At 34.7% G+C, this 13,127-nt stretch carries 9 protein-coding genes; 8 read left to right on the forward strand and 1 reads right to left on the reverse strand.

Annotated elements, in window-relative coordinates:
• Positions 1 to 23: 23 nt before the first annotated feature.
• The 7 genes from ACYVIL_RS14675 to ACYVIL_RS14705 all read left to right on the forward strand — a co-directional run bounded on the left by ACYVIL_RS14675 (position 24) and on the right by ACYVIL_RS14705 (position 11,065).
• Complete coding sequence (locus tag ACYVIL_RS14675; RefSeq protein WP_460313109.1) at positions 24 to 1,061, forward strand: Gfo/Idh/MocA family protein; 1,038 nt, start codon at positions 24 to 26, stop codon at positions 1,059 to 1,061.
• 16 nt (positions 1,062 to 1,077) lie between these two features.
• On the forward strand, positions 1,078 to 1,635 hold the full coding sequence (locus ACYVIL_RS14680; protein ID WP_460313111.1) for an SIS domain-containing protein: 558 nt from the start codon (positions 1,078 to 1,080) through the stop codon (positions 1,633 to 1,635).
• A 178-nt stretch (positions 1,636 to 1,813) separates the two neighbouring features.
• Positions 1,814 to 3,085 (forward strand): motility associated factor glycosyltransferase family protein, encoded by a 1,272-nt coding sequence (locus ACYVIL_RS14685; RefSeq protein WP_460313113.1) that lies wholly within the window; start codon positions 1,814 to 1,816, stop codon positions 3,083 to 3,085.
• Between the two features lies 1 nt (position 3,086).
• Entirely contained in the window at positions 3,087 to 7,586 is a 4,500-nt protein-coding gene (locus ACYVIL_RS14690; RefSeq protein ID WP_460313115.1) for a glycosyltransferase family 4 protein, read from the forward strand.
• Positions 7,587 to 7,596: 10 nt separating this feature from the next.
• On the forward strand, positions 7,597 to 9,021 hold the full coding sequence (locus ACYVIL_RS14695) for a DUF6473 family protein (protein ID WP_460313117.1): 1,425 nt from the start codon (positions 7,597 to 7,599) through the stop codon (positions 9,019 to 9,021).
• Entirely contained in the window at positions 9,022 to 9,744 is a 723-nt protein-coding gene (locus ACYVIL_RS14700) for a hypothetical protein (protein ID WP_460313119.1), read from the forward strand.
• Positions 9,745 to 9,772: 28 nt separating this feature from the next.
• Positions 9,773 to 11,065: a class I SAM-dependent methyltransferase gene (locus ACYVIL_RS14705; protein ID WP_460313121.1), complete on the forward strand. Its 1,293-nt coding sequence runs from the start codon at positions 9,773 to 9,775 to the stop codon at positions 11,063 to 11,065.
• A 401-nt stretch (positions 11,066 to 11,466) separates the two neighbouring features.
• On the opposite strand, the gene ACYVIL_RS14710 is transcribed toward ACYVIL_RS14705, so the two are convergent.
• The gene (locus ACYVIL_RS14710) at positions 11,467 to 12,438 is read right to left on the reverse strand and encodes a hypothetical protein (RefSeq protein WP_460313123.1); all 972 of its coding nucleotides are present in this window, start codon (positions 12,436 to 12,438) and stop codon (positions 11,467 to 11,469) included.
• A 278-nt stretch (positions 12,439 to 12,716) separates the two neighbouring features.
• On the opposite strand from ACYVIL_RS14710, the gene ACYVIL_RS14715 reads away from it, so the two are divergent.
• On the forward strand, positions 12,717 to 13,127 hold a 411-nt coding region (locus ACYVIL_RS14715), incomplete at its 3' end, for a hypothetical protein (RefSeq protein WP_460313125.1).

The raw sequence follows: 13,127 nt of genomic DNA on the forward strand, positions 1-13,127 counted from the left end.
TTAATAATAAAAATGGAAAAAATATGTTGAATATTGGAATTTGTGGGTTTGGCAAAATGGGCCAAGTTCGAGCCAAAAGTCTTGAAGATACTGGTGAAGTAAAAATTGTCAGTGTTTTCGATAAGTATTTACCTGAAGAAGTAGTATATCCGGTAGCTGATGGGTTTGATGCAATTATTGAAAACCCTTCTATTGATGCTGTTTGCATTTGCCTACCAAATTCATTTAATTATGAGTTAACGGTTAAAGCATTAAAAAATGATAAACATGTTTTATGTGAAAAACCTCCTGCATTTACCGTTGAAGAGGTAATGGAAATCCGCAAAGTAGAAAAAGAAACCGGAAAAGTTTTAATGTACGGTTTCAACCATCGTCACCACCAAGCAGTAATCAAAATGAAGTCTTTAATCGATTCAGGTAAATATGGCAGAGTGTTATGGATGCGAGGCCGTTACGGAAAAAGCGTAGATGAGGATTACTTTAATGACTGGAGAGCTGATAAAGAACTGTCTGGCGGAGGAATACTTTTCGACCAGGGCATTCACATGTTGGATTTATTTCATTATGTAGGAGGGCAATTTGACGATGTCCATGCATATGTTTCTAGTTTATATTGGAATTTGGAGGGGGTTGAAGATAACGTTTTTGCAATAATGAAAAACTCCCAAACTGGCTTAGTCGCTTCGCTTCATTCAACTATGACACAGTGGAGGCACTTATTTTCATTAGAAGTTTTTCTTGAGTCCGGGTATATGACATTGAATGGCCTGAAAACAGGTTCAGGCTCATATGGTGAAGAGGTTCTCACTGTTGCACAAAACAGATCAAAAGCCCCCGCTGCTAGTTGGTCAGACGAAGAAACTTTTCACTATGAAGTTGATACGTCTTGGGAAATTGAAGCTGAACTCTTTCTTCAAAGTATTAAAGAGGGCGGACAACCAAAAGTTGGCAATTCGTTAGATGCATTAAATGTAATGGAATTGATTGCTAAAATTTATGAAAACGAAAGAGATCAATATTCGTCACTTCATACATCACTTAAACCTGTAATTAAACAGTAGTTATTCAGAGGCAATAATGGCACAACAATTTTTAGATGAGTATTTCGCAAAATATAAAGAGCTAGCTTTCGAAAAGTCAGTATATGAGCCAATTGAAGAGTTCGCAGAGCTGGCTAAGAAAGTTAAACATAATGGCAAAAAACTAATGTTTGCTGGAAATGGCGCTAGCGCTGCTATTGCAGCCCATGGTGCAGTTGATTTTACTAAGCAGGGTGGCGTTAGAGGGGTTACCTTTAACGAAGCTGATTTGATTACTTGTTTTGCAAATGACTACGGGTATGACCGCTGGATGGAAAAAGCCGTTGAATTTTACGGTGATGAGGGTGACGTTTTAGTTTTGATCAGTGTTAGCGGTACTTCTCCAAGCGTCGTAGAAGCAGCAAAATATGCAAAGGCTAACGGTATTAAAGTGGTTACGTTCTCAGGTAAGTCAGAAGACAATGCTTTGAAAGCATTAGGTGATATTAATTTTTGGGTTGATAGTGCTGCTTATAATATTGTTGAATGTATACATATGATCTGGCTTACGACTGCGATAGATTTAGTAATAGGTAAAGCAGAATATTCAGTTTAAAGGTTCAATTAAGAGAGTTTTACACTCTCTTTTTAATTGCTGCTATACACAAACCTGAATAAGCAATTTTAACTATTCAACTTCAACTATTGAAGTCCAAGAGAACTATACAAGTCCTAAAAACTACAATTGAAATTGTGGTTTGGAAACACTTAATCTGACAGTCGTAAGAATAATAATGAATATTGATTATAAAGAGTTTAATAAAGCAACAAGATGCTTACACTTAGTTTTTGATTTGAGTTTAGATAATTTTGCAGATGGAGATTTTTTCGAATTTAGAAGAAACGATACACCGGATAGTGTTGCTTCTAACTCTTGGATAGAAGAGTTTTATATCGATTCTAAAATCATAAAATTTAATGCTTCCATTATAATGGAAGTCAACGCTGACTATAAGAATTATAGTATTTATCATTTTTCTAATACTGGTGAATTAAAATATCAACAACAATTAAGTGAAATCGTATTACCCTTAGCTGAAACGTCAGCTGGTATTATTGGCGTTAACGAAAGTGATAATGCTGAAGAGTTGGAGTTGCTATTTTGGTCAAATGACAACCAGACTAAATGTCAGTTCGGCAAAAGTATGGAAACTGCGCAATATAAAGAAGTAACTGATGGAAAATTTGTAGGGAAAGCGAGAACTAAACTCCCTCTGAATAGAGAAAGCTTAACGTTGGTGCCTGTGAGTGGTAGTGGTCAGAAGTTTAACCGAATAAAACCTTTTAATGATATTCATTTTCCTAGTTCTCATTTCCTGAAAAAACTCAAGGATATTCACAAAGGCAAATCTGCTTGGATTGTTGGTAATGGACCTAGTGTAAGAACCGAAGATTTAAACATCTTAAAAGACAAAATCACATTTTGTTTTAATCGATTCTATTTAGCCCATGAAGACACAGATCTAAGAGCGACTTATACTATTTCTGGTGATGAACAAATGATTAGCGATTTTGGTCAGGAAATAGTTGACAACAACCCAGGCAGGGTTTTTTTAGCAAATCCTGTAGCTCCCGCTGTTTCTGGTAATTACTGTTGGCTACGCCAAATCAGTGTTTTCCCTTCAATCTTTTCTTTTGAACCAAATTACTATGTCACACCGGGTGGATCATCACTTTATGTAGCGATGCAGTTAGCACATTATATGGGGATAAAAAAACTGTTTATTTACGGTGCTGATTTCAGCTTTAATTTCACAAGAAACCTCGGCGAAACAGACGCTTTTAGAAAAGCTAGTGGCGATGGTAACCATTTTATTAAGAATTATCGTTCAGGAAAGAGTTGGTGCCCCCCATCTCATCGAAATATTGCGAACTCTTTCTACGCAGCAAAATTACTTTTTGAGCATTCTGGTGGCGGAGTTTTTAACGCTACTAGAGGGGGAATTTTAGAAATATTTGAACGGATAGCTTTTGAAGATGCACTTTCAGAAGATGGTGATAGATAAAATGAATTTTTTAAATAAACGAAGTTTGCGGGTTGCTATTGTAGGTACTAACAGTTCTGTTGGCTTTTCTGGAGGCAGGTATCATGGCCTCATAATGGGCTATTGTTTGGCAAGCCAAGGATGTGACGTACACATAGTTACCAATAATAAACCTGAGTTTGATAAGGAATTTGAAAGTCAACATGGTATTTTAAAATACCATATAACAAAGGATTTTCAGTCTAACCTACCAGATGGTGATTTTGATTTTGTAATTGTTGTTCCGACAGGGATATTTTTACCCTTTTTCTATGAAAGAGCGCTAAGTTTTGCTCATAATACATCTGCAAGAATAGCACTGATTAACTTTGAAACAGGTTCTTGGTTTAATTCTTTAGCTCCAGTACCCAAAGACCTAGAAATTTGGGATTATTGGAAGCGAATTACTTTACAAGGGGGACTTGTTTTATCAAGCGCTTATGAATCTAAGTCTTGGGCAGAGAAGTTTTATCCTACAGTTGGGAAAAAACTCATACATGACGTCTGGTCTCCCGCTATAAATTCGACGGTTGCAGAACAATTTATCGGGATGGAAAAAGACGGTAGTATCGTCGCTTTTGTTCGTTCACAGGATGTACACAAAGGCGGACAAGACCTCATTATGTTAGAGGACAAATTGTTTGCTAACCGTACTTTAAAGATCATAAGTGGAAATGAACCAGACGCTGCTTTTGTATCAAAGCTAAAATCTAAATTAAGTAATGTCGAAGGGGCAGATCTTGAAGTACATTTAAAGGTCAGTGATAGTAAAAAATTTGAGTTGCTGTCTAAAGCGCAAGTACTATTGTTCCCTACCAAATTTGAAGGTTTCGGTTACCCGCCGGTTGAAGCTGCTTATGTTGGGACGGAGATCGTTTGTTATGACCTACCAGTATTAGTAGAAACAGTTGGTGAAGTCGCAAATTTAGCAAAAAATTCTGACGTAGATTCTTTGAGTCAAGCTCTACAGCGAGCTTTAAAGAAAGATCTTCGTGTAGCCGAGTTACATAACTCTGTAAAAAACTTGGTATCTTTTGAGTCAGCTGGAGAACATATTCTTGAAGTGTTATTTCGCGCTAGCTCTGTTTTAGAGGGGTATAAACTTGCTCGAGGAGTTGAGTTTGGTCCTTGGCCAGGCCAAGAGGGACAAGGCCATACAAGAGGTAAACCTTCAATTGATCTGATTTCTAATTGTTACCAAAATGGTCAAGCAAGCTTACTATTTAAAGGTTATAGCCCGCAAACTTGTAAGGCATTCACTTTAGATGAATCTATAAAAAGTATTTGTATAAGTACTGATAGTGATACTGGTATTTTTTATCTTCAGGTTACTATAGATAAAGCGACCAATGAATTTAGCTTTAATCTTGCTGACAAAGATAACCGTTTTGAGTATGCAATAAAGTTGACTGACTCACTGCAGAAAAAGCACACAAACTCTACGGTGCTTCAACTTTTCAATATTGAAGAAGAAGGGAAAAGTAAAAGAATAAAGCTTCTCATGAGTCAGAAAGACTCTGACAAAAAATTCTATTTATTAAATAATGGGGCCGTATCTAATTTAAAGGTCAATAATTTAAACAAGCTTTTAGAGTTTGTTAGTGATAATTCTAGTTGGTCAATAATATCTGAAGACAGTTCTAAAAATATAAGTATTGAGTATACAAATTTAGTTGTCAGTGACGATATAGGATTTTTCTATAAATTAGATAAAATAGAAGCTCCTGCTTGGTTAAACGGTCTATACCAAAAATTCGACAAGAATAATAATTTTGTCGTTAGATTGATAAATAATGAAGAGTACGATTTAAAACTTGGCGATGTAATTGAAGTTAAAGACCATTTATACAAAGTATTGTCGTTTGAGCGTCGAGGTCAAGTTTTAGAAGTTTCAATTAATTTTCCTTTAGACGCTAAGAAATTAGCTGATGTTGAAACAATAAGGGTTATCCCCAATAACCCTATCAAAATAATCAATGAAAACTCTCATTTATTTAAAAATGGTGTATTTATAGCCAGAGGAAACCTAAAAGGAAAAGGCGTATTAGTTGAGCGAAGTGGTTCAAACGTTTTTAAAGAAGGCCACAAATTAACAATAGGCAATGCTGTCTTTAACGTGGTAGGTAAATCGGTAATTCACAATAAGTTTATTATTTGGTTAGCTAAAGAAGTTTCTCAACATCTAGTGTTCAATAATCACTTTTTAGCAAAGCAATACACGAATTACGTGATAGAAAGGTTTAAAAAGTTTGATGAGGGGCAATATAGTAATAACCTATTTAATCATTATAACGGCTATCAGGCGGTTAATGAAATATCGAAAACACCTCAGCATCAGCAAGAGTCGCGAATCTTATTTTTGTCCCTAGTTCCATTCTTGCCAGCCGACCAAGGCAATAAAGTTGTAACATATAACTTAATCAAGGAATTGGTTAGGCAAGGTCATTCTGTCGATGTACTGTTACAAGGAGAGGTGGATAGCACTCTACTGTGGAATGAATTTAAAGGTAGCGTAAGAGTCTACTCTATACCCTACCCAGATTGGCAAAAGTCTGAAGAATATCGAGAGCGCGCCGCAAAAAAATCTCTTTTGAAAAAATATCATGAAGAAGATATTCAACAATATTTCTTAGCTTGTGAAGAAAAAGAGCTAAATTATTATCATCCATATTTCATTGTTAACGACGAACTAGTTCATTATGCTAAAGAGTTATTGGGGGCAAATAATTACAGCCAAATGATTTGTAATTATACTCAAATGTTAAAAGTTCCAGCTACTTTACAAAATGAAATAGACTTACCGCAGGTTTCAGTTATTACACATGATGCTCTTTCATGTTTACCTACTCAGTTTGAAGGGCAAGAAATTGATACGGCATTTAGATTGTGCAAACCTAGTGTTGAGAGAGATGTATTAAATCAAATTGACAACGCAGTGATTGTCGCCATATCTGAAAAAGAAAGAGAATACTTCAAGTCAATCGGGGTTAAAAATCAAATAGTCCTGAGTGAAAGTGATTCCTACTCTGAATTTAAAGATACCTTTGTTGAAAGTAACGTATTTAAAGATAGGGTACTGGTATTCCACGGTAGCGCTAACCCAATGAATATGGTAGCGTTAAATTGGTTTTTAGATAATTGTTGGTTGGATATTCTTGCTCAAGTTCCTGATGCTAAATTGAGGGTTTGTGGGAAAATATCGGAAGTGGTAACAAGTCCGTTGGCAAATATTGAATTCTTTTCAAATTTAGAAAGAGGCCGATTTAGAGAGTTGTTAAAAACTTCGACTGTCGCTATCAACCCAACAATTCTAGGAACGGGGCTTAAAATTAAAACGGTTGAAGTTGCAGCTCTTGGCCTACCATCTGTGTTTTTACCAAGAGCCATAGAAGGTTTAGAAGATTGTCATAGTGAACTAGGCATGTTAAGTGAAACAGCCACCGAGTTTGTCGCGGCAGTCGTTAAATTATTGACCGACGAAAATTTATGGTCAAAATATAACAAGTCATCAAGGCTGTTTGCTAAAAATCGATTTAGTCGGGACGCAGTATACAATGCATTGTTTGTAGCCGTAGGACTAGAAAAACCTCAAGATGTGCCAGAGTTACCTCAATCTGCAACGAGTGATGGGAAGATTTCTTTATTACCTTTAGAAGGCGATACCCAAATACAGTGGGAATCTGAAACCGTATCACAGAGCGATGTTACTGATTTGTTATTGATTTTCAACAAGTTTGGAAGTCAACATTTTGTGGCAAATTATAAATCGTTATTAACATACATTGATTTTCGTACATTGCCTCATGAATTATTTGAGAAGCTTTCAGGTATTCTAACTGTAACTGACATTGCGTCTCTTTTAGCAACAAATATAACTTATCCTGATGCATATTTGAGACTATGGCTGGCAGCAAATACTCTTTACACAAACAGAAATTATGAATCAGCTTATAAATTAGCTAATCAATCTTTATCTATTGCCCAATCAAATATTTTACCGACACTCTCTATATCTGAGAAGTTCCCCAATAATCCACAGGTTGGTTTAGTTGACTTCGCACAATTGAAAGCTGGAGAAGGATTTAATGGGATTAAGCAATTAGGCAAGGACCGACTATTTCAATTAGGTTTTTCTCTTGAAGACGATCATTTGTGGACTAAAGAAAACTATAGCTGTTTACCAATTGATATCGGTGAAAAAGTTTCCTCACTTTCGATTGTTGGAAAACCAATTGGCAGGCTGCCAAAAGAACTTGTAATTATAAAGTTTAATGACAGAGTTGTGCATCAAAAGGAATATCAAAGTGAAGAAGTTACAACCCGTGAAATAAAACTTAATTTATCTAACTTAAATTATAACTCTGGTAAGTGCTTTTTATCATTCTGCTTACCTGATGCTATATCGATTGATGATGATATCGAAAAATCAGTAGACAGAAGAGAGTTAGGCTTTGTTATTTTTGACATATTGATAGAAAAGTAAGGTAAAAAAAATGTTATATCAAGTTTTTGATTATGAGTGCTTTGATTACAATCTATGGTTTGAATCTAAATTAGGAATTTTACGTGGGCCTGATCCTCGTCCCTTGACTGACGGAGAATACGTATCTGTGCTGGGGAGTGCTCATTCATTTGGCCGTTTTGTTGAAAAACCGTTTCCGGAACAAATTCAAAACAAACTTAATATAAAAGTTTTAAATATGAGTACGAGCGCTGTTGGGCCCAGGTATTTTTATGAGAAAGACGGAGTTTTAGAGTATGCAAATAAATCAAAAATTTGTATTGTACAAGCCGTTAGTGGGCGTTCATGTGGCAATTCAGAATATACTAATGAAAATACAAAAAATAATATCTTCCAAAAAATTTCCGAAGGTCCTGATGCTCCGTTGCTTTCTGAAAGCAACATTTACGGTGAGTTATTTAAGGCAGGGGATTTCGAAAAATTAAACCAATACTTTTGCGAAATGAAAGAAACTTGGGTTAAAGAGACCATTGAATTAGGTAAAAGTATAAAAACCGAATCAGTGTTTTTATGGTTTTCTTCTCGAAGCCCAAAATATGATTCTGATACAAATAGTTACGATAAGATGATCGGGGAGTTCCCTCAACTTGTTGACGATTTAATGGTAGAACAAGTTAAACCGTATTTTGATCATTACGTTGAAGTTATTAGCAGGGAGGGGTTGCCTGTACCTTTTTATAATAAATTTACTAACTGTCCCAGCCAGTGCTTTTTTGGTCGTTCCTATAGAAACAGTCACCCTTACTACCCTTCCCAAGAGATGAATGATTTGGTGTTTGAAAAGCTGGAGCCTATTATTTCGAAAACGTTAAAGGCTTCAAATAAAGAAAATGTCAGCGTCTATTTAGCGCTTAGAAAAAGGTCTAAAATCCATGAGGAGGAAGGAGAGGGCGGACGAATTGACTTTCTCGAGAGGTTTATGCCCGAGCTTTTAGATAATTGTGATAACCAATTGGTAATATACTCACAAAAAGTGAACTTTACCAGTTTACTTGCTGTAAAGGGCATATCTCTAACCGCGAGCTTATCGGTTGCCGACTTTATCATGCTTGATAATAAAAATTTCGATTTTGATACCGTTAACCTGAATGCAGTGCTGTGGTTGGATAACATTTTAGGAGACAGTAGATGCAGTTTACAATCATTTTTTAATAAGTATCCAAAATATAAGATTATATGTTTATATGGTAAACATGCACTGGTTTGTCATTATTCTGTCTTGGAAGAGAAATTGAAAATGCTACATAGAGCGTTTATCTTTAATCGAAATCCTAAGTTTAAATTGAGTTTCTCTTCTATTCATAATATATCAACACATATAGTTACTATGCGCAGCTCGGCGGATTTCAATATTGACCATTATGAGTATGTAAAAAAACAAAAGGTGATATTGTAGGTGAAAAAATTTGTAATAATTACTAGTGCTAGAAGCGGTTCAAATTTGCTAATTGACCTACTAAATACGAGTAATGAAGTTTATTGTCATGGTGAAATATTTCATCCTTCAGAGTCTAATGGTTTAAGAGTGCGCTCTCTATTTGAAAACCTACTACGAATCGACCCTAAGAGCTTCAGAGATGAAAGGCCTTTTGACTTTTTAGAGTCTGTATATCACCTCGGTCCAAGTGATCGTGCAGTTGGCTTCAAGATGTTTTACGGTCATTTTCCTATGGTACTTGACTGGTTGCTTTTAAATGAAGACTATAAAATTATTCATTTATTTCGTAATGACCTGTTATCCTCATTTTTATCTGTCAAGGTTGGTGAAAAATCGAATGTATGGCACCAAGGCTTTATCAAAGATAAAAAAGAAGCACCTAAACAAGATATACAGGTTGATTTTGATGAAAATCAATTCAGTAATCACGCCAATTATGTTCGAAATGGATATAATAAGGTTGAAAATAGCTTAAGGGAAAGTAAGCGGATTTTATCCATAGAGTATGGTGATATTTTAACAAGGTCTGAAGATATTCAAGGGTTTTTAGAGATTGAAAATATCGATCCGAAAAAGATTTCTATTAAAAAACAGAATTCTCGTTCTCTATTAGAGGGATTTGCTAATAAAGAAAAAGTTGAAAAATTTATATCCACAAACTCATATCTGTTAATTGAATAGTTTTTATAATTTTTTGAGGGACTCACCTTTGCTAATCCGTGAAAAGTTGTGCGAATTTAGCGTTGTGAAATCGACACTAAAATTTGAAATAGAAATATATTCGGACTTTGAAATTTGTGAAATTTGTTTCAATTTAGATGATAGAACTTATAACTGTAACTTTGATACAGGTGTAGACCGGAGAGGTGTTGGCTTAACTAGAGTTAGTTTTATTAATAGAATCTCTGAATTGACATGTTTACCAGCTAGTTTGAATATCAAGATTACACATAACTCGTGTAAATTGATAGAAATTCCTTTGGAAGTAAGCATTGCTGATGAAACTTCTATTTTTTGTTCTGAACAAAAACTGACACAAAATAATCAAGTTTTTATCATACGAGGTTGGAGTCCGGTTAATAATGAACTGAATAAAATAGTAGGAATGTCTAGTTTAGGTAGACAATTTATTGTACATCGCACAGTTCGCAAAGATGTTTTAAAGAACTTTCCACTTATTGATAATTATTACTGTGGTTGGGAGGTTCGTTTAACTAAAGACCTCGTTTCACCCGCTATAAATATCCCTCATTATATTTTCTTATACTTTGAAAAAGGAAATAGTCTTCTAGTAACCGTTAAGTTAGATGATAAGCTTCTAAAGCAATTAAGACCTTGCGGAATTAATGAAGTTGAGTTGACTCCTAGCGTTGAGAGGTTCAAGAATCTCGACTCAAACAAGGATGTATTCAATACCATATATAAAGAAGAGTTGTGGAGTAATACCACATTAAGCGGGCCTGGATCTGAAGGACATGTCTTGGAAAAAAGTATTCAATTAGCTAAGTCGGTAATTGAAAATCTAGACAAAAAATGTGTCATAGATCTTGGTTGTGGTGGCTTTTATTTTGGGCGAAGAATAATAGAAAATTGTCATCAATATCTGGGCGTTGATGTATCTAGTGAGATTATACATTTAAATCAAAAAAACTTTCCTTCTGTTGACTTTATTGAGCTTGATGCTGCAAATGAACCACTACCCAGCTGCGATCTTGTAGTTATTCGCCAAGTATTTCAACATTTACCGAATAAAGATATAGTAAATATCATTGAAAATATCAAAAATACTGGCTGTAAAGAGTTGCTGGTCTTCGAGGATGTACCTGAATTTGCTTACACACCTAACATTGATTTACAATTTTCTCAGGCATCCACAAGGAAACTCTTCGACTCTGGAGTGGATTTGGAACAACCGCCATTTTCATTGTCAATTGAACGTAAAGAGCGTTACAGATTAACTGAAGGTAGAGTTATGGAGATGTCGTTAATTACCTTTAATTAGTTGAGTTCTAATTTTTTACATTGTCTAGTTAAGAAAAGTCACACTCTTTATTCTGGGGTTTTAGTTTTAACTTACATATTGCCAACTCCTAGTTCAACTATGTAATTCACAACCTCTTTTGACATTTTGATGTGTTTGTAGTGGCAAATTCCCCTTGCACCACCTGAAAATTCAATTAGCAAAACTAAACTAAACTAAATTAGCCTAGCCTAAACTACATTTAATTTCCCAGTTCAATATACTCACGTACAGCGAAAAATATTAATGAATCATTCATATGATTATGGTTAGTTTAGCTGTGTGTTTCGTAACAAAAGTTGACATATTATTATGTTTTATGCTGTCCTTTTTAATTCCTGCAAATGAAAATGTATTACCAATTTTTGGGGCTACCTACCAATCTAACTTCCAATAAAAGGTTTGAGTGTGTTTGCAATCAGTAATTCATGTTTATTGGTTAAACCAGCTTTTTCAAGTTGCTGCATGATATTGTGAATATCAACTTTAGATAATATAAATCTTTTTTGCGTTGTAGCCTTTAGCGTGCATTCGTTAAATCCAAATTTACCAACAATCCAATCAATGTCTGGCTGGATAGTTTTGTAAAAATCACTAATCGCTTTATCGCTAAATGGAAAAGAGCCACTACCCCAAATTTTAAATGAAGAATCTTGTCGAATCTGGTCAAAAAAAAGTCTCCTTTGTTGCTCATTTTTTGACAGTTTATTACTAATTAAAATAGCTATTAAGGCTGCACCACCCATGGATTTGTTTGGTCTTTTTTCAGTATGGAACAAGTCTACTTCGGCATTAACGGCACTACTAAATCGTTCTATCAACGGTCTTTCACTTTTATATGGAATTACGATAATTGGTAAATTTAATGCGAGCCACTTTTCATATAATGGTCTAAAGTTAAAATCAGTCTTTCTACCTAATAAGAATTCATCAGGCATTTCAGTTAAACCGACAACTTCATCTTTAACGTGTTGATTATATGCAGAGGCGGCTCTTTCTATTGGATTGCGAACGCTTAAAATTAAATTAATTTCGAATTTGTATTGTTTCAGTAATGCAATTAATGCCTTTACGAATTTAACGCTTGAGACCTCAGAACTAATTAACACATTTTTTTGGGAGGTAGCTATTTCTCTTTCTAACTCTGTTGTTAAATCTGTCCAAGAAGGAATATTAATCAAACCGTGTCTATTTTTACCTTCAAACGCAAATGCCAATTTATGGTGCGATCCATCTGGCCACCTGCCTGTTTCAGGATAAATAATTGTATTAGAGCTGTTATCTCTAAAGAATCCTTGAATCGCACTTGTTCCTGTTTTGCTAGGGCCAAGGTGAATAAATAGTTTTCTGCTCATTGGTATCCTACTTTAAGCATACGAAATATTATACGTAAGTGATTAATAAAATTATTGGTATGATATATTGTTAACTTATAAAAAATCATTAAATATTTACAGTTAGTAATTTAGAGTGAGAGAAAAGCCTACATAAAGACACTTATTATTTGAAAAGATTGTGTAAGCGCCGTTGCTACTAGAATTGTCTGCTTGCTAATAGAGCACTATTGAAGGAAGCAACTTTTGCACTAACATATAGTTTTAAATCGAGACAGTAAAATAAAAAGGATAAATTGATGTTAAGGAAAACCATAACTTTATTTATGTTTCTTTTTTTGTATTCAATATTTTCATATGCAAATAACGGTATCGACCATATGCGTTTTTTGATTTCAGATGCGGGGTGTGATTCTAAAAGATTAAAACAAATAGAAGAACAATCAATTAGTAACATTGAATTGCAAAATGCACTTAATAAGCAACGCTGGTTATGTGATAAAAACCAAAAATCTAAATCTTTAAAAGTCGCTTATACCTCTAATCAAATATCACCATTAAATACGACCGTATCGGTCGATATCACACCTCCAGAATTTAGAGGACTTGAGTTTTCGACAAATTCAATAGATGTTTCCTCTGGTACACAAACTATCACTTTAAAAGTTTATGTATATGAAGCTGAATCAGAGCCTAATTTAGTAAGCTTA

Source organism: Aliiglaciecola aliphaticivorans, assembly GCF_054782055.1.

What these genes read in the sequence shown, in the direction of transcription:
- ACYVIL_RS14675 (WP_460313109.1), top strand. Translation starts at nt 24, where the DNA reads ATGTTGAATATTGGAATTTGTGGGTTTGGCAAAATGGGCCAAGTTCGA.
- ACYVIL_RS14680 (WP_460313111.1), top strand. Translation starts at nt 1,078, where the DNA reads ATGGCACAACAATTTTTAGATGAGTATTTCGCAAAATATAAAGAGCTA.
- ACYVIL_RS14685 (WP_460313113.1), top strand. Translation starts at nt 1,814, where the DNA reads ATGAATATTGATTATAAAGAGTTTAATAAAGCAACAAGATGCTTACAC.
- ACYVIL_RS14690 (WP_460313115.1), top strand. Translation starts at nt 3,087, where the DNA reads ATGAATTTTTTAAATAAACGAAGTTTGCGGGTTGCTATTGTAGGTACT.
- ACYVIL_RS14695 (WP_460313117.1), top strand. Translation starts at nt 7,597, where the DNA reads ATGTTATATCAAGTTTTTGATTATGAGTGCTTTGATTACAATCTATGG.
- ACYVIL_RS14710 (WP_460313123.1), bottom strand. Translation starts at nt 12,438, where the DNA reads ATGAGCAGAAAACTATTTATTCACCTTGGCCCTAGCAAAACAGGAACA.